Source organism: Proteiniphilum propionicum, from assembly GCF_022267555.1.
GTDB classification, from domain to species: domain Bacteria; phylum Bacteroidota; class Bacteroidia; order Bacteroidales; family Dysgonomonadaceae; genus Proteiniphilum; species Proteiniphilum propionicum.
The window spans coordinates 2547110-2568216 of sequence record NZ_CP073586.1; the positions used below are offsets into that span (position 1 = coordinate 2547110).

Annotated in this window: 20 protein-coding genes and 4 pseudogenes; 4 read left to right on the forward strand and 20 right to left on the reverse strand. The window is 39.3% G+C overall.

The window, feature by feature from the left end:
* Positions 1-10 precede the first annotated feature (10 nt).
* Positions 11-2647, forward strand: coding sequence for a sodium:solute symporter family transporter (locus KDN43_RS10350; protein WP_238865962.1), 2637 nt, complete (start codon positions 11-13; stop codon positions 2645-2647).
* 748 nt (positions 2648-3395) lie between these two features.
* Here the strand turns inward: KDN43_RS10350 and KDN43_RS16645 are convergent.
* The 14 genes and pseudogenes from KDN43_RS16645 to KDN43_RS16565 form a co-directional block, all read right to left on the reverse strand.
* A complete protein-coding gene (locus tag KDN43_RS16645) occupies positions 3396-3560 on the reverse strand; it encodes a transposase domain-containing protein (protein ID WP_456107269.1) in 165 nt (54 codons plus the stop codon).
* Positions 3558-4118: pseudogene (locus tag KDN43_RS10355) on the reverse strand (IS66 family transposase); the annotation flags it as partial. The gene KDN43_RS16645 and the pseudogene KDN43_RS10355, both read right to left, overlap by 3 nt.
* Before the next feature lie 96 nt (positions 4119-4214).
* Positions 4215-4574 (reverse strand): IS66 family insertion sequence element accessory protein TnpB, encoded by a 360-nt coding sequence (gene tnpB, locus KDN43_RS10360; protein ID WP_238865966.1) that lies wholly within the window; start codon positions 4572-4574, stop codon positions 4215-4217.
* The gene (tnpA, locus tag KDN43_RS10365; RefSeq protein ID WP_238865968.1) at positions 4558-4935 is read right to left on the reverse strand and encodes an IS66 family insertion sequence element accessory protein TnpA; all 378 of its coding nucleotides are present in this window, start codon (positions 4933-4935) and stop codon (positions 4558-4560) included. Before tnpA ends, tnpB begins: the two co-directional genes overlap by 17 nt.
* Positions 4936-5449: 514 nt before the next feature.
* On the reverse strand, positions 5450-6238 hold the full coding sequence (locus KDN43_RS10370; protein WP_238865970.1) for an IS3 family transposase: 789 nt from the start codon (positions 6236-6238) through the stop codon (positions 5450-5452).
* 35 nt (positions 6239-6273) lie between these two features.
* Positions 6274-6540, reverse strand: a complete 267-nt coding sequence (locus KDN43_RS10375) for a transposase (protein ID WP_238865972.1) — start codon at positions 6538-6540, stop codon at positions 6274-6276.
* Positions 6541-6704: 164 nt separating this feature from the next.
* A complete protein-coding gene (locus KDN43_RS10380; protein WP_238865973.1) occupies positions 6705-9998 on the reverse strand; it encodes a DEAD/DEAH box helicase in 3294 nt (1097 codons plus the stop codon).
* A gap of 227 nt (positions 9999-10225) precedes the next feature.
* On the reverse strand, positions 10226-10459 hold the full coding sequence (locus KDN43_RS10385) for a hypothetical protein (RefSeq protein ID WP_238865975.1): 234 nt from the start codon (positions 10457-10459) through the stop codon (positions 10226-10228).
* Between the two features lie 326 nt (positions 10460-10785).
* Positions 10786-11211, reverse strand: a pseudogene (locus KDN43_RS16510) (transposase).
* Between the two features lie 30 nt (positions 11212-11241).
* Complete coding sequence (locus KDN43_RS10395; RefSeq protein ID WP_238865979.1) at positions 11242-11937, reverse strand: HEPN domain-containing protein; 696 nt, start codon at positions 11935-11937, stop codon at positions 11242-11244.
* Positions 11938-11939: 2 nt separating this feature from the next.
* A complete protein-coding gene (locus KDN43_RS10400) occupies positions 11940-13034 on the reverse strand; it encodes a GmrSD restriction endonuclease domain-containing protein (RefSeq protein WP_238865981.1) in 1095 nt (364 codons plus the stop codon).
* A gap of 252 nt (positions 13035-13286) precedes the next feature.
* A pseudogene (locus KDN43_RS10405) lies at positions 13287-13445 on the reverse strand (virulence RhuM family protein); the annotation flags it as partial.
* Positions 13446-13787: 342 nt separating this feature from the next.
* Positions 13788-13928 (reverse strand): hypothetical protein, encoded by a 141-nt coding sequence (locus tag KDN43_RS16560; RefSeq protein ID WP_407681762.1) that lies wholly within the window; start codon positions 13926-13928, stop codon positions 13788-13790.
* Positions 13929-13994: 66 nt separating this feature from the next.
* Positions 13995-14156 (reverse strand): IS66 family transposase, encoded by a 162-nt coding sequence (locus KDN43_RS16565; RefSeq protein ID WP_407681763.1) that lies wholly within the window; start codon positions 14154-14156, stop codon positions 13995-13997.
* A gap of 55 nt (positions 14157-14211) precedes the next feature.
* Here KDN43_RS16565 and KDN43_RS10415 point away from each other — a divergent pair, with 55 nt between their 5' ends.
* From KDN43_RS10415 to KDN43_RS16650, 3 genes and pseudogenes are all read left to right on the forward strand, one after another.
* Positions 14212-14829, forward strand: a complete 618-nt coding sequence (locus KDN43_RS10415) for a tyrosine-type recombinase/integrase (RefSeq protein WP_256448702.1) — start codon at positions 14212-14214, stop codon at positions 14827-14829.
* A 61-nt stretch (positions 14830-14890) separates the two neighbouring features.
* Positions 14891-15118 (forward strand): tyrosine-type recombinase/integrase, encoded by a 228-nt coding sequence (locus tag KDN43_RS16460; RefSeq protein ID WP_327064882.1) that lies wholly within the window; start codon positions 14891-14893, stop codon positions 15116-15118.
* A pseudogene (locus tag KDN43_RS16650) lies at positions 15115-16204 on the forward strand (IS91 family transposase). The gene KDN43_RS16460 and the pseudogene KDN43_RS16650 overlap by 4 nt, the downstream one beginning before the upstream one ends.
* A 287-nt stretch (positions 16205-16491) precedes the next feature.
* Here KDN43_RS16650 and KDN43_RS10430 read toward each other — a convergent pair.
* The 6 genes from KDN43_RS10430 to KDN43_RS10455 form a co-directional block, all read right to left on the reverse strand.
* On the reverse strand, positions 16492-16917 hold the full coding sequence (locus KDN43_RS10430; RefSeq protein ID WP_238865988.1) for a DUF6527 family protein: 426 nt from the start codon (positions 16915-16917) through the stop codon (positions 16492-16494).
* On the reverse strand, positions 16910-18370 hold the full coding sequence (locus KDN43_RS10435; protein ID WP_238865990.1) for a ThiF family adenylyltransferase: 1461 nt from the start codon (positions 18368-18370) through the stop codon (positions 16910-16912). Before KDN43_RS10435 ends, KDN43_RS10430 begins: the two co-directional genes overlap by 8 nt.
* Entirely contained in the window at positions 18367-18783 is a 417-nt protein-coding gene (locus KDN43_RS10440) for an E2/UBC family protein (RefSeq protein WP_238865992.1), read from the reverse strand. The genes KDN43_RS10435 and KDN43_RS10440 overlap by 4 nt, the downstream gene beginning before the upstream one ends.
* Complete coding sequence (locus KDN43_RS10445; protein ID WP_238865993.1) at positions 18783-19019, reverse strand: multiubiquitin domain-containing protein; 237 nt, start codon at positions 19017-19019, stop codon at positions 18783-18785. Before KDN43_RS10445 ends, KDN43_RS10440 begins: the two co-directional genes overlap by 1 nt.
* A 185-nt stretch (positions 19020-19204) precedes the next feature.
* Positions 19205-20062 (reverse strand): DUF3800 domain-containing protein, encoded by an 858-nt coding sequence (locus KDN43_RS10450; RefSeq protein ID WP_238865995.1) that lies wholly within the window; start codon positions 20060-20062, stop codon positions 19205-19207.
* 345 nt (positions 20063-20407) lie between these two features.
* Positions 20408-20845 carry a helix-turn-helix domain-containing protein gene (locus tag KDN43_RS10455; protein WP_238865998.1) on the reverse strand — a complete coding sequence of 146 codons (438 nt, stop codon included), beginning with the start codon at positions 20843-20845 and terminating at the stop codon, positions 20408-20410.
* Positions 20846-21107: the final 262 nt, after the last annotated feature.

Below are 21107 nucleotides of genomic sequence, written 5' to 3' on the forward strand. Positions count from 1 at the left end.
AATTTACTGCATGATCCGAAAGAAAATTTCACGTATCTATCTCCTTATATGGATGTGGTTATCCATATCTGTCACTTTCCTAAAAGCGGATAATCTAAATACCCTTCACCAGATCAACTGTTTCTCCATGGAGACATTGGAAGATTCTACCCTGTGGGAGGGGCTGGCAGGTACTTTTTTCGGTAAACAGGAAAACCGGTTTATCATGGCTGGAGGATCCGCTTTCCCCGGAGGGAAACCATGGCAGGATGGAATCAAACATTTTTCGGATCAGGTATTTGTTTTTGAACAACTCCCTGACGGGTATTTCAGCAAGGTCTATCAGGGAAATGACCTGCCTGTACCCTTGGCGGAAGGCTCCTATGCCACGCTTCCCGGAGGACTGCTCTGTGTGGGTGGACTTACCCCGGATGGCATCACCGGAAAATCCTGGTTGCTGGCATACTCCGGAAGCGGCATCACTGTCACAGAATATCCCTCGCTACCAGTGCCGGTAAAAAATTCCACAGCTACAGTCATAGGCTCAAAGGTTTATTTGGTTGGCGGCGAACTGGCCGACGGCACCTCAACCGACCAGTTTTTGGTGCTCGACCTCTCCAATCCGACAAAAGGATGGGAAAAACTACCCAATTTTCCAGTACCGATTTCGGGAGCTACCCTTACTTCCCAGCAGGATGGGGAAGAGGTGGCTCTCTTCTCTTTTGGCGGAAGGGCCAGAAGAACTGCCGGAGAAGCCACAATCTTTTATGCATCTGTTTACCATTTCCGACCTTCACTCAACAGGTGGACCCAAAAAGGAGATATCCAGCACGATAAGGACACTTCAGTTTCTTTGGCAATGGCTACCGCCTCAGTTGTGGGTGGTTCACATGTGCTGCTCTACGGCGGTGATACTGGCCATATTTTTAACCAGGTAGAGAAGGCTGTCCGGGAAGGCAATACAGCTAAAAGAGACAGTTTGTGGATACATCATACGGGATTTCATAACAAGATATTGATCTACAATACCATCACCGATACATGGTTTGAAGCAGGAAAAACTGTTAATCCTCCCGTGGCTGTCACATCGGATGTATCCGACGGAAAGAATGTTTATATTGCCAGCGGGGAAATTCGCCCCGGAGTGCGTTCCCCCCTCATCACGCAGCTTTATTATACCTCACAACCCTCTTTCGGATGGATCAACTACCTGGTGCTTATCCTCTATTTTGGAGGAATGCTGCTGATGGGCTTCTACTTCATGAAACGAAATGAGAATACCGAGGATTTCTTCAAAGCGAGCGGACGCATTCCCTGGTGGGCCGCGGGAATCAGTATCTTTGCCACAACGCTGAGTGCTATTACATTCCTGTCGATACCTGCAAAGACTTATGCAACCGACTGGCGTATGCTTGTCTTTAATATCTGCATCATTCTCATTGTCCCGGTGGTCATTCGTTATTTTCTTCCTTTCTTTACCCGCTTCCGGTTGGGTACTGCTTACGAATACCTGGAGAAACGCTTCAACCGCACCACAAGATGGCTGGCTTCTGCCCTGTTTGTTGTCTTTATGGTGAGCCGCATTGCCATTGTGCTGTTTTTGCCGGCACTGGCACTGAATGCGGTGACAGGGTTCGATATTTATCTCTCTATCGTAGTCATGGGGTTGGTAACCATTATCTACAGTACTAGCGGCGGTATGGAGGCCGTTGTCTGGGGAGACGTCATACAGGGATTTATTCTTGTCTTTGGAGCACTTGCTGCATTTGTTTTGATGGTAATGGGTATCGATGGAGGCTTGGGAGAATTCTGGCATACTTCCATCGAGTTTCACAAATTCCGGACGTTCGATTTCCGGTTTGATTTTACACAGCCGGTATTCTGGGTCGTATTGATTGGCGGAGTGGCTAATTCGCTCATCACCTACACCAGCGATCAGTCTATCGTACAACGTTATATGAGCACAAAAGATGAAAAATCCACTTCCCGCAGCATCTGGCTGAATGGTATCCTAAGTGTTCCGGTCACCATTTTGTTTTTTCTGATAGGAACCGGCCTTTTCGCATTCTATAAAGATAACCCCGCAAGCATGATGGTTACCAATCCCAATATCGATTCGGTATTTCCGCAGTTTATCGTGTCGGAGATGCCGGTAGGGTTTGCCGGACTGCTCATTGCCGCCATTTTTGCCGCAGCCATGTCAACCCTTTCATCCAACATCAACTCCTCTGCCGCCGTGCTCACATCCGATTTCTACCAGACCATTTTCCCGAAAAGTACTTTTTCATCACAACTGAAAATGGCCCGCTGGTCGGGCCTCCTCTGCGGATTACTGGGAATGGGTATGGCATTGATGCTGGCCACCTGGAACATCGCTTCTTTGTGGGACCAGTTCAACACGTTCCTGGGACTTCTCACTAGCGGAATGGGGGCCCTCTTTATCCTGGGAATATTCTTTCCCCGGGTGGGTGCAGGGGCAGCCCTTGTCGGCGTGATCACAGGGCTCTTCCTGCTACTGATCATCAAGGAGCATACTCCCTTGTCGTTTTTGCTGTACGGTTTTATCGGAGTGTCGGTAAGTATCCTGATTGCCTGGCTGTCAAGTTTTTTGTTACCCAACAAAAAGGAGATCAAAGAATACACCTGGAAGGGTATGCAGAAAGAATGACATGCTACCCCTTTTTTAGGGACAAGATAACTTGATCTTTTCAAAGTGGCACAAATCAAACCGTTATATCCAGGTTGCAGACATTCCGGCAGGTTGAGCCCCTGTTATCCATTTAAAATATTACTTGTCTGGATGTAGTTATAGAGGGGTCAGTATTCCGGAATGGGGGGTCAGGATAAAACGGAATTTGCAAGCTATCTGTTTTTTGGTTTTATATCTGTACAAGCCCTGTAGCAGTGTCTTTTCAGATGACTTGAAACGGCTACGTAATTCTTCAAACGTAAAGGCATAACGTCCTTGGGATTGCAGTTCAACAAAGAATTGATCCCACTTATTACTTCTCTCCGATTCCAAATTGGCCATAAATCACATTTGCAAAACACTACATAACCTGTAGTTGTTTGCAAATGTATGTAATTTATTTGGGATTTTTAGCTTTGGTACATAAAATATGAAAAATCTGAATTGAAATTTTTATCTTTGTAGTCGTAAATGCTATGTTACCCTGTGTGGTTTTTCAAATTCCTAAGCAAAACTTAAAATCGAGTCATTTGTATATCTTATGGTGTCTTCTTCTTTTGTAAGCACCCGAGCAACTACCTCTTGATTATTCCGGAGCATACGCACCCACGGATTTGATCTGATTATTCATTCCGACAGTTACTGGATCTCCAGTAAATTGTTAGCGTATTATTAGAGTGCCTATAGGCATTTATTAGAGCATTATTAGATTTTGACTGGTGATTCGCTAGTTTCCTTCGTTTTTCCAGTAATGCGGCAAGAGCTTCTTCAGGTTTTCATCATTCCCCGGTTTCTGGTAATATGGCATCTTGCCTATAACATCGATGAGCCACTCCCGCGGGTTCACGCCCTGCTCCTTGCATGAGGTCAACAGGGAGCAGATTATGGCCATGGGCAGTAACGGGAGAGGGGCGATGATCACACCGGGTGTGCCATCAACCGTTGGTGTAGCATTATCTTTTAAACCGTACTTGGGGCGTACAAGCTCTTTCACGTACAGTTTCCCGGGTTCAAACTCAAGTGTACGGGTACGTTCCTCACCGACGCGCTTGTATTTGTCCAGATCAAGTTCTTCCGGTTCCAGCACAACCTCCACCACGGGCAGATCCTCCAACATCTTGCGGCTGGATCTCTCTTTCTTCCTTGTGCGCGTCTGCTCTTCTATCTGCTTTTCGGCAGCAGCACGGGCCGCTTCAATCTCGGCAAGCCTTTCCTCTTCGTCTGCAATCGTTTCAAACAGGGAGAGCTGGCCCGGATCCAGGTGCGAGAGTTTCTCGCTTTTACGTCCGTAGAACTGGCGGGTGAACCAGGCGATCTGTGCCGGCAGCTTATCCATCCGCTGCTGCATCCCTGTGAGCTGTCCGGATAGCTTCGCGTTAGCCTCGGTGAGCTGACGGATTTGTTCCGCCTGCGATTGTATGAGGAGCTCTACTGCTTGTATCTGGTCCATTTACCGGGCTTTTATTCAGTCATAAAAATACTAAAAAAAACCTGATCTGGACAAGCTTTCAGGAGATTATTCTCACTCTTTTCCCGATTATTTTTATCACCCGTGTCTCATCGCTTTGAGCCTCTTCAACCGGCTTCCCGGATCATCCCGTATCCCTTCCACCATCATCACCAGATCGCGCCACTGCATGGGATAGGAACGACTCTTTTCATCGTACGCGGGTATGCGGAAGGTACCCTCCTCGAGCCTTTTCATGTACAGAACCAACCCACCATCTTCCGCATGCAAAAGCTTCATGGTTGTACGGTTTCGATTGATGAAGATGAAGACATCACCCATGCGGACCTCATATCCCATCAGGTTTTGAACCACACCACAGAGCGAGTTCATCCCTTTTCGCATGTCTGTCTTTCCCGGACACAGGAAATAGCGCATGGTGTCATTCAGGCAGAACATGGCGTGAGCAGATTTGATTCAGTAAATTGATCGCGAGCTCTGCCTGAGCAGTGCCAATGAAACTAACCTGAATACCTCCCGGGAGCTTGATCCTGATCTCTCCCTGACTGCTGCGTGGTGATGAAGCCGGCGAGGATACAGGGGCTTTAACGGGAAGATTGATACTGATCGGTGCCAGCGTACTCGTGGGTGCCTCCGGTGCATGATTGTTATAGGGGCGGGTGAGTCCGAACTTGGTTTTCCAATAGTGGAAGCTGGAAACCGTATAGGACTCGTTCGCACAAAAATCCTTGATGCTTAACCCGCTCTTCTGTTGGCGTTCCAGTATCGCCAGGAATTCTTCTTTGCTTACAGGCTTCATAGAAAATACGTTTGCCGGCAAAGATCGAAAAAAACCATTTACGCTAAAATGGGTATTTTATCGGGGGCTTACGATTTTCCTATTTTCACTGTATTTTTAATTCCTGTTTACAGCCGGACGTCCGTTATTGGGACAATACATGGGATGGGGGGTGAGAGCTCTCTTTCAAACATCTCCCAATCAAATTTATTGGCCGGAATGAAAAACGGGTGCTTATAATTCAATATGCTTTCCAGTGAAAAGAACAACGAGTGTTGTGACCGGTCTTGTTGTTTTGACAGCATGATTTTCTGCAGGATTTATATCTCAAATGTAAGCTACCCCTTTTTAGGACAGTCTTTGATTAGACTGCTAAATTAGTTATTTATGTATACAATGTTATGATGTCGGACAGATTTTTGATAAGCCACTCCCAATACGAGGCGATACAGCGGGCAAGACTGCCCGTAAGGGCACTCGTCTTGGCCTTGACCGCTGTAGCGGCTCGTGTTACCTTTGCTTGTCAAAACATCTGTCATACTGCTTCCTTTCTTTTTATCAGTTCTTCCCTATATTCAAAGGGCGTCATGTTGTCCAACGACTCATGGGGCCGTTCTTCGTTGTAGTCTTTCCGCCAGGCTTCGGTCAGTTCCCTGACTTCAGATATGTTGCGGAAAATATATCTATCAAGAACAGCTCTTCTGTAGCTTCCGTTGAAGCGTTCAATGTAACCGTTCTGAGTGGGTTTGCCAGGCTGAATATAAATGATGTTAATCTCATTGCCTTTGCACCAATCTTTGAACACCTGAGCGATAAACTCAGGGCCATTGTCGCAGCGTATGTTCTTTGGTTTGCCATTCAGCCATATGATCTTTTCCAGAACTTTAATGACCCGTTTTGCCGGCATGGACATCGATATCTCCTGCGCCACGGCAATCTTGCAGGCATCATCTATGATGTTAAGAACACGGAACTGTCTTCCGCACTCAATCCTGTCACTGATAAAATCAATAGACCAGGTAATATTGGGCTCTTCAGGCATAACCAGAGGGTTTTTAACCCTTGCAGGCAGACGTTTCTTCAATCGGCTTCGTTTCTCATAGTGCATTGCCTTGTACACCCTGTAAACCTTCTTGTGGTTCCATCCCTTACCCTCACGTCTCAGTCTTGAATAAATCTTCCAGAAGCCATCACCGAACTCGGCGGCAGCACGGATTGCTTCTTCTACTTCGGTATCATCTTTCTTCTCTGTATAGTAGAAGTAGGAGCGATGGATCTCCATCAGCTTGCACGCCCGAGAGATGCTTATACCATATTCTTCCACTATCTCTCCTGCCAGTTCTTTCTTTACCTCGGGCTCTAGAGTTTTTTTTCGATAACCTCCTTCAGTATCTTGTTGTCAAGAGCAAGGTCAGCATACATCTGCTTCAACTTGCGGTTCTCATCTTCAAGCTCTTTGAGGCGTTTGACCTGACTCACCTCCATCCCACTGTACTTGGACTTCCAATTATAAAGGGTCGCCCTGGATATGTTGTAGTCACGCGCTACAACTGAGGCATCCACTCCACTTTCAAGCTGATGGACTGCCTTTACCTTCTCTGACTCGCTGTGTACTGTCTTTTTCATTGTTGTTCCTATGCCTAACAAAGTTAATATTATTGTCTAACTTGGAACTGTCCTATAAAAAGGGAAGGTTACACAAATATACGGAAACTTGAAAAATTAACCAAGGAAATATCTACTATCTTACTGTATTATAAATGATTGAATGCTTTTTAAGGGACGACTAATTATTTGTTAGTGATTATATAAAATTCATTCCCTGTTCTCTTTAATAGCAAGTCAGTTGCGCCAAGTAATGACAATAATTCGGGACTGTTAGCCAATTTATTCTTTTCTATTCCCGGCTGAACAACAAATATATTAAACTCAATGTCGCAATAATTCGATAATAGCATATTTTGTATTATCAGTAATTCATCATCACTACCTTTCTCAAAACGTGAAGGATTTCCTTGCCAGAGGCGATTACTATTTCTGCGGGTCATGTGGTTCAACAACTCCATTGCATTATGCTTCCAATGATAACTTCTTTGCGCTTGCCCACATACTTCATATAAATCTTTCAATCGTCCTCCGGGTTTTTCTTTGGATGAAAATTTACAATGGTATAATTCAAATATAAGTTTATTATGTTCTGATTCGTAACTTTTTATTGCGATGATGTCACTTGCTTCGTTTGAATCATCATCATCAAAAATAATATCATACTCAGGTTCTTCCTTCAATCGTTCAAGCACCCTATACTGTATCGAATCTTCCCGTTTAGTTTTTTTCTGCGATTCCTTAGTAATATCAATGCCATCCCAATTATAAGCTAATACCTTTTCAGTATCGAAAATTGGGGATTTGTAGTTGAATAAGAAAAATAAATCATTGTACATTTTTGAATTGTCCTGAAACCATATAGTAGGCGGATACTCAAAGAATAAATCAATAATGTCCTTACTTTCTTTTCTTTGATTTACGATAATTGGATTGCCTTTGATGAGGGTATATTTATATCCTCGTCCATTCTTATCTTCATCTAATTCCAACTTATATGAAGATGCTTCACTTTCCGTGATAATGTCAAATTCAACAGTATTAGGGGTAGAGGTTACTAACTCAATGTTATAGTCTATTAGCAAGTTAGAACCATAAACCGCCGATTGCGGGTCATAATAAAACTTCTCATTCCATTTGATTGATATTGGAACTTTTCCTTCGGGAAATTTAGATATTCTTTCGGGCTTTTGAATGAAGTCAAAAATGTTTTTTGTATCAATCGTTTCATCTAACAATTTAATTCCGGTCTTATCGCACCACTCACAATAATCCGGTATAGATTTAACCAACTTTGTCCACACACGTCCCTTATTCGAACATCCAATGGTTATTTTTTCTCCGTCCTCATATCCTGTTCCAAATAAATTTGAACTATGCATTCCTTTCTCAATTTCGCTTAACCCTTTGACTATACCATTTCCGGCATACATTGTAAAACTAATTGGACCATCTAAATGCGATTTTAATCCAAGATTAAACAACTCTAACTGAAATACATTATGTAAAACCCTGTATATATCACCTTCATTGTATAAAGAAATATTCTTACCGACTAATGCTTCTGCAAGTTTATCATGGGTAGAACTATTATTCGAACTGTTTATATATAAAAGTTTCTGTTCGGGATTCAAATATGCAATATACAAGTCATATTCGGTATTAATCAGGTCATCGATTTTTCCCCAAGGGACTTTCTCCGTGTTACGTGCTATGATTATCTGTAAGTTCTTTTTATTATGTTCGACTGCAACCGTCTCATATTTTTTGTTTTTGAAATAATCAATATATTTTTCTGGATGCCAAGACACATTACTATCATATAATTTAAAGACAACAGTACTCATCGCAGGCGTAATATTCCGTATAGGGATTTTGTAGGGTATCGGCACATCAGCAAAGTTTTTAAAGAAACTTTCTTCTTTAACGATATTTTCTATAATATCTTCATTTGATTGACTTATAATTTTATCCCAATCCGAATCTTTACGATACAATTCTTTTAATACACCTTTAAAATTATTATCAACGATATTAGCAATTATAGTTGCGGGGCCAAGATTATTTCCTGTTGTTCTTGTAAATCTTCCGATAAACTGAAATGTTGTAGTTATGTTTTTGTGCATTTCGTGCATTGCACAGATTTTTAATTGAGGGAGGTCAAATCCTTCTCCAAGCATATCCACACAAACAATAATTCGATGTTGTTTTTCTTTGATTCCTTCAAGTATTTCTCGCTGTATTGTTTTCGATATGCCGCTATGAATAAACACAGGGTAATACTCTGAATACTTTTTATATATCTGCTCGTAAACTTCTTCTGCTTTCTTTCTCTCATCAACACGCGCCATTAAGATATGGTCATATCCAACTTCGAGGTCTCTCTTTAGTGTTTCAATAGCCTTTTCCGCAATCTTTTCATCGGCTGTTGCAGGATTGAAATCTACAATAGGGGTAAATATGATTTTTTCGTAATACTTATCTCTCTGTGCTAAAGATAAAGGATAATTATATATGGTTTCTCCTTCAATACGACCTCCATCATTTCTGAATGGAGTTGCAGTAAATAATAATACAGGCTTTCCCGCCGCTTCGAAATTCAATTTTATCTCTTTCCATGTCTTTGCAGCGATATGATGTGCTTCATCTACAATCAAATTATTACATTGTTGAATAATTAGTTTGAAAATATCACTTTTCTCTGTTTTAAGAAGGTTTGTTAGGATTTGAGGGGTAGAAACAATCACATTGGCATCTAATATTTTCTCTGCATCTTCAATCGTATCAATGGTTGTTTTAAGTACAGATACTTTAGGATAAAGAGCAGAATCAGCAACTATTTCAAATGGTTTAACTTTAAGAATACCCAATCCAATATATTTATTAGAAATTTGTGTCCGTAATGAATCTGTTGGGACAATAACTAATGTTCTTTCGTTTTGATTTGCAATTGATAGGCAGAGCATTGTTTCTGTTTTCCCCGTCCCTGTTGGCATAATGACCAATGCTGGTTTACTTGAAATGCTCCAGTGTGCTAAAATGGAATGTAATGCACCGATTTGTGGTGGACGTAGTCCATATTGTACTATTTCGCCCATCTCGCTTCGCTTCTCTTGTTTATAATGAAACCCATTATGCCAAGAGGAAACAATTTTTGAAACAGACGGATGTTTGCCAATAAGTAGTTTCTTTTTGCAGTTTTGTACCGTTTCTAAAGTTGTTTTTTGATTTTCATCCAATTGAAGATAAAATACAGCATCATAACCTTCTTTGGGATATTTGTCTTTATTCTTCGAGAGAAAATAGATAAATCCATGTATAGTACGAAACTCATAACCGGAAAAGGTATCACCTTCATACTTTTTAAGGATGCCTTTTTCTTTCCCTATGAAGTAGGTTTTTTTATTCTTTCCAACAGGAATAGATACTTTGACTGAAAAATCAATGGATACTTGCTCGTCTGGGAATAAACTATACATAACAACTTAATTTAGAAACTATTCATTCTTCAAAGTTAAGAATTTAACAGTTGATAAATAATTATTTGTACTTTATTTGTCAACGCTGTTTCAACATGGTATCTTATGCCTGAAATAAGCATAGAAATTATTCCTCTTCTTCAATAAATGCAGTAAATGACTGTAACAGAATAAAATCTTGGACATTCATATAAAAAAAAGAAAAACAGACTGTTTTTTTCTCTTTTCTAAACAAGTAACTGATTCAAAATAATATTTAGCAGTTCTTTTGCGCTTTCCTTGCTTAATTGTATAGACTGACTGACTTTGCCCTTAAGTTGTCGGTTAGTCGATCCATATGTGTCAATTTGTAGAATCTTATTCCCCTTAGAATCAGTAAAAATTGTATATGCGCCTTCAACCTCATCATGTACACTATTTCTCTGTTTCTCAATTTTCTCTAATTTCTTAATTAATGCCATAATTATTTCTCCTATTAATTTATGATCAAATGGGTGGGCGTTTGCGGAAGTGACGGAATAGAACTGAAAAAACCGAATGGTCACTGCCGAGATCAAAGTATTTTAGTTTGCTAAATTATAAAAAAAGCAGACAAAAAACGGCTTTTGTCACTAAAAAACACTAAACATCCAGGATCAGTTTTACTCCGCCATTTTAGCAAATGCGGTATTGTTGTCAAAAGTGTTGTATCCTTAATTGCAAGAATTGCTACACTTCTGAATGCAGCCTACGACATGGTTTAAGTAAATTTAATTAGCAAATACAACTAAGTATCATTTATTAAGGGTCAAAAAGATAAGGGTATGTCAAAATTAAGTAATTGACACCTCCTCTTTTTTATATTGAAGGCTATGGCAAAGAAGGCAAAGTTCATGGTGACCTTGTCGAGTCCGAAGTGGCGGAATCGATTGTATACCCTGTTTTACTTCATTTTGTCCGAATACGGCTTCTGTTTCTATGGGACGTTTGAGCGATGCTCAAGTCCCTCTTCAGCGGTCAGTTTCTCACGGGCTTTACGTTTATATTCCAAAAGTCTGTGGTTAACTTCGATTGTGCGATTCCCATTAGCCTTGAGGCATCCACTGTGGAGTGGGTATCCTTCGCACCGCTGCACCCGGTATCGGACATTCTGGTACCCATTAAAGCTAGGGTAGGGATCGAACGCCGAGCACCAACTGTATAAATGTTTCATAAGAACATTTCTTTCCCCCATATTGCCAAACTGATGTTAGCAGATGTTTTTCTATGTCCAATAGTTTTCCCCCGATTCCTTTTTTATATGTGAATATACAACTCTGTCTAAATAGTTAATTGCTTCGTTTATGTTTTTAAAATGTCTTTCAACGTCATTAAATGTAATTGTTGGAGCTCCTTGATGAGCTATGGATTCTCTTAAACTTAAAAATGATTCAATTGCAGTTGAGATGTTTTTTTTTGCCTTACGATGTAATTCATTTATAATATCCTTTATACCTAGTCGATTATATAGTATTTTCAAATTCTTAATTGAAGGATATTTGTTTGTTCCTATGATATTTGAAGGGTGAACTTGTGTTGAGAAAGCAATTGTGTCATCAAGAAGTTGATAAAATGAATTGTCTATTGCAATATTTTTTAGTAACACTTTCTCGTCAGAGCTATTGTAATAAGTTCGATAGTGATTCACTTGTTTGTCAAGCAACACTTTTGTCCGAATATTTTTAGGTATTTGTTGTAAGGTTGCACCATTTATCCGATAGCTGTAAATTAAGTCTTCAATTAAATTTTTGGTATAATCTTCAATACGAGCAGAAAGTAGAAAAATACAAGATTGATTTATTAATTGCTTATGGTCATAAGTTAGCGGTGATGATTTATAAGAAATCTTCTTAGCTAGTTTTAGTAATTTATTAGATTCTGTTTCAAAATCTCTTCGTGCTCTACTTTTTGAGTATGACATAACTAAAATATTGTTTGAAGAAATTCAGTGTAATCCGTAATGCGTTTGGTTATTACATTTTTGTCTGTTGTTGCTTTTGTAATGGTATTGTAAAAGTCAACGTTTTGTAAAAGAAGTTCAAGTTTATTAATTACTTCTGTTTTATTTATGGCTTTTATTTGCTGTAATGTTGGGTTAACAGTATTCATTGATAACATTTGAGCTTCATACAAAGCAGTGTTAGCTTTAAGTCTTTTTCGATTTTCGTCAAATGTTTTAAACGCAAAGTCGCCATATAAAAGATGACACTTATTCAAGTTAGAAGTAAAATTGTTTGCCAAATCTTTGACTTGATTTTCTGGCATAAAACGGTTGTCCTCTGCGTATTTATTTAAAAAAACAGACATCGGCTTTACATATTCAGCGTATCTTTCTACTAAAGTGAAATATCTTAGAATAAGTTCGTCCCCTTTCATTCTATTGTCATTGCCTGTAGAAGTTAATTTCTTAAAAATTGAAGATTTTGCTAATTCTTCAATTTTAGTCATAAGAGTTCCATTGTAGATTCCGTGTCTTAATTCTTGTGGATTTAGTCTCACAGAGCCGGTATTCAAACGTTCAAAAACATCAAATTTAATTTGAGGATGTGTCTCTTTTAAAATAGCTATACACCGAATAGTCCTGTTAATAATATGTCTTTGAAATCTTGGGTCTAATTCACTAAATGTTAATCCGTCTAATTCGGGGTAAGTTGATAAGCCTGTTAATGGGAATCCATTATTTAGGAATAAACTTATACTTGTCAATCTTTGATTTCCGTCAATAACGGAAAGCGTTTCATCACCATTTTGACTTAAATAAATTACTGGAATAGGGCATTGAATAATTAAAGATTCAATAAGTCTTGATGCTTGTGTTCTATTCCATACATAGCCTCTTTGAAAATTAGGTATTACTATATGTTCGTTATTAATATAGTCGTTAATTGTAGAAACAGTAAAGTCGTAAGTTTCAGTAATTAGCTTTCTTTTTTCTGCAGGAATATTCAAAACCTCAACTTCAAATTCGTTGTTATCAGGAAAAATTCTATTTGCTAAAAGTGTTGATTTATTGTTCATAGTGTAGTTGCTTTTAAATATTAGTCAACGTGTTTTTCACCCAATCAATATCCTTCTCCCCTAAATGCTAAATTTATAACATTCGTATATCTTCATGCGCAATTGGGATTATTTACGAAGGTTTGTAGAATCTGGATAAATAATGGTGAAAAAAAGTGTGTTGCATAGGTATGCAGTATTTTAATTGCAAATATAACAATTATTTGGATAAAACAACGGTATTGTTTAAAAGTTATGAGTTTTCTTCCATGAGTATATTTTATTGATGTGTTTGTTGATGACAGTTCTTTCATGCTGAAAAAGCTCACCCATTTGTGCCCGCGTAAGCTAAACCGTCTCATCTTCCAGGCGTACTTCAAGTTTTGCCGTTTCATCCGGTTGATAAAGTATTATTTCTCCGTGTTGTTCCATATTCTGGATAAAGTATTCGTCGATTCTCACAACTTTGGTGTATACTCCTATTGTTGTCTCTTCATCAAGTTCTCGATGTTTTCCAATTGGGATACAGCTTGTTGGGTAATATTCAATTCAATGTCAATTACTTCTTGTTTAATGCCCTTGATTTCCCTGAATAGCTTTGCATTTTTACCTTGATGGACACTCTTTTTGTAAGTACCCCAGCAAGTACCTCTTGATTATTCCGGAGTATATGCACTCACAGATTTGATCTGATTATTCATGTCTACAACTGCGGGAGCTCCAGTAAATTGTTAGAGTATTATTAGAGTGCCAATAGGTATTATTAGAGCATTATTAGATTTTCACTGGAGATTCGCCAGTTTCCTCCTTTTCCCAGTAATTAAGCAAGAGCTTCTTCTGGTTTTTATCATTCCCCGGCTTCTGGTAATAAGGCATCTTGCCTACAACATCGATGAGCCACTTCCCCGGGTTCACCCTCTGCGCCTTGTATGAGGTCAACAAGGAGCTGTAAACAGGAGCAGATTATGGCCGTGTTCCCGGCTATCTCGTGGTTTTCACAGAACATGAGTTCTTTCGAGACAGGGCAATGGGTCGGATGGCATTTTCAGCCAGGTTGTTGTCGAGTTTCAGTCTTCCATCCAGCAGGTAATTTTTCATGCCGCATGTTGAACTAAACCCGTATTCACGGGTATCTTTTAACAAAAGTACCTGATTCTTTATATATTCGATGATTTTTCACCACAAAAAATGTCCGATTATGAGAAAGAAATCAGGTTTTACTTTTGTCGAGCAGGCCATTGTGCTTGTTCCCGAGTTTAAGATGGTTGTCCACAAACTGGAACAACAGGTCACGTTACGGGGGCAGAGTCGGAGTACCTTACAAAACTACATCCGCCGGATTGCCCTTTTTGTCATTCATTTTGGCAAGCTTCCCGAGAAGATTGATCCCGAAGAGATCAATGAATACCTGGCTGCGTTGGCGCGTGATCCCCGATCGCCCTTGCGAAGCAGTTTTAAGCATATGGTGTACGGGCTGCGCTATTACTATTGCTTGTCGGGTATGAACCGTGAAGCCATCGCTCTGCCATCACTTAAAAAAGATTCGAAGCTGCCGGTGATACTGAACCGGCGAGAGCTGAAAGAGTTGTTTGCGGCACCCACGCTGCTCAAACAACGGATAGTGCTCACATTGATTTATTCTGCCGGATTGAGAGGCCAGGAGGTGATTAACCTGAAGATCTCCGATATCGACTTTGAGCGCAAAACCATCCACATCCGCCAGAGCAAGTACAAGAAAGATCGTGTTGTTCCATTGGCTGACAGCATGGCTATTGGTCTAAAAAAGTACCTCAAAGCCGAAAACCCGCATGTCTAGTTGTTCAACGGAAAAGAACCTGACGGTCGATACAGCGTGCGCGGGCTCTCCCGGGTGATGCGTGAGAACCTCAAAAAGACATCCCATCACAAAAGAGGCAAACCTTCATTCACTGCGGCACTCGTATGCCACTCACCTGCTTGAACAGGGACTGAACATCGTAACCCTGAAAGAGCTGCTCGGCCATGCCGATATCACCACCACCATGATTTACCTTCACGTAGCTCAATGTCCACTCATTAAAACACACAGTCCACTCGATTCCCTGTACAACTTCACCACAAAATGAGAACAAGGTTTGAACTGCCCGATGTGGTTCGTCGGTTTGCTCCTTCGCTGCAGGACCGTGGAACGCTTACTCCGCTTCAAGAAAAGGTGTTTGCTAAAATTGCACTCTGTAGAACCGCCGCTCTTGGCGGACATGAGGAGGCGTGTGACAACTGCGGCACGATTCGTTATAGCTATAACAGTTGTGGCGACAGGGGCGACAGGCATTGTCCAAAATGCCAGGCAGCCAGACAAGCCTTCCGGATTGACGGGCTGGTGCAAGGCACTCTGCCCGTGAGGCATTATCATGTCGTTTTCACTGTGCCCGACCATTTAAATGTCCTTTGCCTGCATAATGGAAGGATGTTCTACAACCTGCTATTTTCGGCCGTATGGCACACCCTGAACAGTTTTGGATACTCGCACCATGGTGTCGGGACCGGAGCTATAGCCGTGCTCCATACTTGGGGACAGAACCTCTCACTACATCCGCATATCCATTGTCTCGTTCCGGCTGTCGGCTACTCCCTGGATGGCCGATGGAAAAACATCGGTCATGGGAGGAAGTTCTTTTATCCTGTTAATCAGATGAGCAGTGCGTTTAAATCTAAGTTCCTGGACAGCCTCAAAAGAGCTTTGCGCGAACAAAACCAGTTGATGCTCTTCAATGACCGGATTCAGCGTGCATATAGCACTCCCTGGGTGGTCCATTATCACTGATGAAAAAGTAACCTTTATTGCCAGGGATTACCGACAAGGAGCGGCTAAAAAGTACATCACTTTCGGTGGTGTGGAGTTCCTGCGCAGATTTGCCCAGCACATCCTCCCACGCAGATTTGTAAAAATCCGACGTTACGGTATCTACAACCACACGGCAAAACGGAATTTGGGAATCAAGTTTAGGGTAGAAGATGAATCCGAAAGCGACAACAAGTCAAGATCCCGGAAAACGATTGAATCGAATATTGAACGTTTCGAAAGACTTACCGGCATCAATCCCTGTCATTGTCCGGTGTGTAAAACGGGTCAGATGATTAGAATCAGAAGACTGCCTCCCATACGTTCTCCTCCAGGAACCACTTTCATACAGACTCATCCCCAACTTTAACTATCAAAACCAAATGCGCCTAAAGGTGCACAGGGTAGGATGTGTCATTTAGTTAAGAATAAGCGATCACAGAACCTTTTCTTAATCCTGATTGATCCATAAAAACTGATTCCGGAAAGCACAAAAACCTGCAAAATATCAAAGATCGCTTGTCTATTTTTCCTTCAGAAAAACAAAAATATTCATTAAGTACATAGCACTAAAATAACGGTGGGTGTAGTTCAACACCGACTCCTCGCTGGGTCGTGCCGACCGCTCAGAGTCCTATTTATTATGTGCTGACTTTTTTATCTTTTTGGTTTTTCATAATAATTTGGTTCTGCTATCCATGGTTCAATCCCGGTATTTCCGCACCATTCAATTACCCCATTTGCGACCCAGAAGTGACTCAAACAACCTTTATTTTGCCATACTGAAGGATACAGAGTTGGTTTCCCTTCAATCGAATGTTCAAGTCGCCAATAAGGATTGTGATTTTTTTGTAAAGGCAATGAAATGACATTTTTGCATCCACATGGACAAATAAAAATTGCCCAATATGATTGATTACGGTAAACAACTTCAACAAAGTCTTTTTCTTTTAAAGAATCTTCATTAGGAGTTTTGTCCATAATAATAATAGAATTAAAATATGACTCATCTTTTTTACTCGTTAAGAATTCATACTCAAGATGAAAAAGCTTTTTTATAAACCTCTTAAACCATTTAATCATCTATTGGTTTTTTGCCATATTGAGGAGTGCCTAAACGATATTTCCCTTCTCCCTGTTTCAGAAGAAGGTGTTCTTTACAATAAATACATTCAGGAATATCTCTTGGAGTATTACTATGGATATTAAGGTGGATAAAATCAATCCAAATATTATCTTGTCTTAAATCCGAGGGTAAATCCCTGTAATTAGAAATCAGATTCATAAAAGTTGCAACAGCATTATTAGCCGTACCCCTTGTAAAAGCTCCAATTCCAGGAGATTGTACATTCGCACCAAAAATATAATAATGCTTTTTTAAGATTTCAGGGTCTAAATCCGCTAACTCTGGATTATCTTTTAATTTTTGTTCATCTGACAACATTTGGTCATTAATTACATTTTGGCAACGTAAACATGAACCATATTCTGGAAGAATACAACTAACGCGACCTTTTTGAGTTCTTAAATAAGGATTACCGTCTTGGTCTTTATCAACATTTCCAGAGAGCCCAACATCAATGTATACTTGGGAATAATAATATAATGCTTGGTTTAATAAATCTCTTCCGGCAACATCATCTGTACATCCAAAAATAATATCTGCAGTTGATAATGCATCTAATGCTTCTGCTGATTCGTTAATATAATTTGGAATTGCAACTACTTTATTTTTTAGTCCTAAACATTTTATATATCTCATAACGATATTTGCCTTGTTTAGCCCAATGTCACATTTGGAAAAACCACTTACTCGATTCAAGTTACTTTCAACTAATAAATCTCCATCAATTAATATAAGTTCCCCAACTCCAGTTCTAGCTAATAAATTCGCAATTGGAGAACCTGTTCCGCCTAGTCCAATAATTGCAACTCTTAGAGATTGAAGTTTTGTATTAAATGGTTTTCCAAAAGCTTTTTCCTGTCTTTTCAGGCTTATCGGTAGTTCATCTGGCATTTTTATACCATAAAGGTCAAGACTTTCATTTAGGACTGAAATATGTCTAATTCCTAGTATTATTTCTGGATTTATTCCTTGTCTTATCCTTCCAATCCAAATATTATTACATAGGATTAGTGAAATTAAATATGAACCCGGGGAATTGCATCCTGATAATCCATGGAGAATATTTTTCTCATTTATATCATCCTTTTCTGAAAAATAAAAATTACCATCAGGATGGTTATGAACAAATCCTAACTCTAAATTTTCATTTTCACAACGAAAATATAAATCAGGGAATTTTTTCATATTGATAGTAAATTGATTTAAAGTACTATCTATAATCCAATCTCCTTCCATTCTAATAATTTCCACGGATAAGAATCTGTCGGATTTTGGAAGTCCATCAACTTTGCGAGATATTCTTCTAAATAAAACGATTGCACCACGCTCATGTCCATCTGGGTGTGTAGTCAACCATTCTTTTAGAATCTTATCATGACTACCAAGTAACGTTATCCTATGTTCATTCATCTTTGTGCATCAGGTTTTTTCAAAGCCCACTCAATCCGGCTTAATATTTTTTGAATATTATCAATTTTGGGTTTCCAAGTATCTGCTGTAAAATGCCTCGACCATCGACAAAATTCCTTCCCTTTATGTATCCGAGAATCTCCTTGTCCAAAAATAAATGCAGCTGGAATTTGTTTCTTATCTGCTCTTGTCAAAGGAGGATAAAACCAAAACATGTCATTTCCACTTGTGTTATAATTTGGAGGAATGACGACTAACACATCAACTTTTTCGATAGGTTGGTTGGCGTATTCGTATAGTCCGGGTTTTAACGGAAAATCCTTAATTACTAAAAATCTCGTTGCTTCATCCTCCTCAAATTCGAGTCCAGAGCTTGCAAGAATTTCGTAATCTTCATCAAATAACAAAGCCATTAAATGCCGGGCGTTGAATTAGCAACTTGCGAGTAAAATTTTTCAATTCCCGGTTCATCTAAATCTATCTTCTGGTCATTTTCAACAAGCTCTCCGGGTTTGCCTTGCCTTTTTACAAATAAATCCATACTTGCCGGAATTCCTGGCGGAATTGCTCTAACTTCTGCACCTGTAATGAATTGATTTTCCCAATCATGCATTTCATTCTCGATTTTAAATTTAAATTTTTTGCTCATGATTTTTGTTTTTTAATTGTTAATACTTTTGTTTTTTAAGTTTACACATAACGTGTTGCCGCTTGCCGTAGTGGGGGATTTCGGAGCCTAAACTATCAACAAGCACAAATGTTGATAGAAGTACTGCACTTGATTGAACTACGTCAGCCCCCATTGCGGTGAACGGCTGTTATGGCACGTTTTTCTCATCCTGTCTTTGGTTTAAAATTATTCATTTGTCCAACCAACCAATTTCTCGTAGGGACACTTCTTGGAACTTCTCTAATTCCGTAACCTTGAATTTCACCATTCCGTCCACGTCTTAAATTTGGATATACAGATTCATAGAACATTTTTACACCCCGAGAATAGTCATTGTCTATTGAAGCTTTTAGTATAGAACTGAATGCTCCTGAAATATAGTCTGCTAGTTGAATACCAACGGAATGATGAGAATTTTCAATGTTCAAACTGTCCTTTATGAATTTATAACTTTCAATATAATCTCCATTTTCAAAAAGTTCATAGTAAAACTGTCGGAACATTTCGTTTTTTTCATTCCCAATTGGGTCAAAAAATAGAACGCCTAAATTCCCTTCGTCAACCTGTAATTCCATTTCTAGTCTTTGCATATGTTCTTGCAAATGAAAGGAAATCATTGATTTTTCATTGGTTGGGTATCGGTTTGAGTTCTTAGTGTAAGTCGCAATAATTTTTTTCTCATTTAATAAATTAATCAAAGCAAGTGACTCTTCAACAAAATCTATTAATACGTGATAGTCTATTTGTTCAATGTGTTGCAGTCTAAAACGTTCAGGGATTTTTTTCTTGTTTTTCTGAAAACTTCTTAGGGTCCAAAGATTAGCCCACTTTATTTCTTTCGAAATAGAAAGTCCGTATTTCTTTTTTAATTCTCTAAAATTAAGGTTTAGCGTTTTCCATTCATTAGAGTTCATCAGTAAAGTTGTTCTGATATAGAATGGATGATTCCTTAACTGTATGTCAGTCAAATTGGGTTTGTAATCCCCGCATTCATCACTAAAACAGAAATAGGTGTCAGCCATGTAGTTAAATTTTATTGATTGTTGTCGTCTTTAAATGTGCCATAACATGTTGTTTACGCAATAAATACACAACTTTCGTAAATGCCTGATTTTCTATACAATCGGGGGTGTCTACGAAGGTTCTTTGAATCGGGATAAATAATAGTGGAAACTTGTGTGTTGCATAAGTATCAGTATTTTAAATTACAAATATAACAATTATTTGGATAAAAAAACGGTATTGTTAAAAAGTTATTAGTTTTATTCGGCAAAGGCATTGGTGAGAGGGAGCTCTGCCACTAAAGCATACTCTTTTCTCTTTCGTAAAATAAGCCACCGGCCTATCTTAAAGAGGAGTCAGGAATTCTATTTCCTGTCCTCTAACAACTTCTCCAAAAGGGCGCTCTTCTCTTTTTCCAGTTCGAGCATCCGTTCGTAGAGGACTGTTTTTTCCTTACTCAGTTCGAGAATCTGTTCGATTGGATTATACGTATTTCCACAATTTTCATTTGTAGAGGCTATATTCCCCACACTTCCCTTTTCAAATGTATTATTTTCGATGATATAAGTTACCGGATCTTCTTCCAATTCCTTGATCAGTTCGGGAGCCACGTTCAGGGCTTTGGCAAAACGTTCGATAACATCGTCATTGAGGACCTTCCTCTGTTCATAGGTGGAAATCAGTGCCTGGCTAAGCCCCATTTCGGCGGCGAGTGCTTCCTGCTTGATGCCCAATGTATGACGGAAACGCTTGATAGCATGCCCGTGATGGGTGTTTTTTAATTTTTGTTCTTTTGTTTCCATATATCTGTCTGGATATTATTTTATTACTACAAATATAGTCAAAAAAGGGGAGGTATTGATAATTATCAATACAAAATTGATAATTAACAATGGACTTCTTAGCATATGTTTCGTTAAATTTTGTTTTCTTTGAGTCATGAATCAATAATTGTTAAATTTAAAAAACTAAGAATTATGGACCCATAACAGAATTTAAAATGAATTATTATCTTTGTGCCGTAAACTACGGTACGAAGTAATATAGCGCTTTTTTGGTCTTCTC

Coding starts and splice junctions, on each gene's coding strand:
- KDN43_RS10350 (WP_238865962.1), top strand. CDS start 11: ATGATCCGAAAGAAAATTTCACGTATCTATCTCCTTATATGGATGTGG.
- KDN43_RS16645 (WP_456107269.1), bottom strand. CDS start 3,560: ATGGCCATAATCTGCTCCCTGTTGACCTCATGCAAGGAGCAGGGCGTG.
- tnpB (WP_238865966.1), bottom strand. CDS start 4,574: ATGTTCTGCCTGAATGACACCATGCGCTATTTCCTGTGTCCGGGAAAG.
- tnpA (WP_238865968.1), bottom strand. CDS start 4,935: ATGAAGCCTGTAAGCAAAGAAGAATTCCTGGCGATACTGGAACGCCAA.
- KDN43_RS10375 (WP_238865972.1), bottom strand. CDS start 6,540: ATGAAAAAGACAGTACACAGCGAGTCAGAGAAGGTAAAGGCAGTCCAT.
- KDN43_RS10380 (WP_238865973.1), bottom strand. CDS start 9,998: ATGTATAGTTTATTCCCAGACGAGCAAGTATCCATTGATTTTTCAGTC.
- KDN43_RS10385 (WP_238865975.1), bottom strand. CDS start 10,459: ATGGCATTAATTAAGAAATTAGAGAAAATTGAGAAACAGAGAAATAGT.
- KDN43_RS10395 (WP_238865979.1), bottom strand. CDS start 11,937: ATGTCATACTCAAAAAGTAGAGCACGAAGAGATTTTGAAACAGAATCT.
- KDN43_RS10400 (WP_238865981.1), bottom strand. CDS start 13,034: ATGAACAATAAATCAACACTTTTAGCAAATAGAATTTTTCCTGATAAC.
- KDN43_RS10415 (WP_256448702.1), top strand. CDS start 14,212: ATGAGAAAGAAATCAGGTTTTACTTTTGTCGAGCAGGCCATTGTGCTT.
- KDN43_RS10430 (WP_238865988.1), bottom strand. CDS start 16,917: ATGATTAAATGGTTTAAGAGGTTTATAAAAAAGCTTTTTCATCTTGAG.
- KDN43_RS10435 (WP_238865990.1), bottom strand. CDS start 18,370: ATGAATGAACATAGGATAACGTTACTTGGTAGTCATGATAAGATTCTA.
- KDN43_RS10440 (WP_238865992.1), bottom strand. CDS start 18,783: ATGGCTTTGTTATTTGATGAAGATTACGAAATTCTTGCAAGCTCTGGA.
- KDN43_RS10445 (WP_238865993.1), bottom strand. CDS start 19,019: ATGAGCAAAAAATTTAAATTTAAAATCGAGAATGAAATGCATGATTGG.
- KDN43_RS10450 (WP_238865995.1), bottom strand. CDS start 20,062: ATGGCTGACACCTATTTCTGTTTTAGTGATGAATGCGGGGATTACAAA.
- KDN43_RS10455 (WP_238865998.1), bottom strand. CDS start 20,845: ATGGAAACAAAAGAACAAAAATTAAAAAACACCCATCACGGGCATGCT.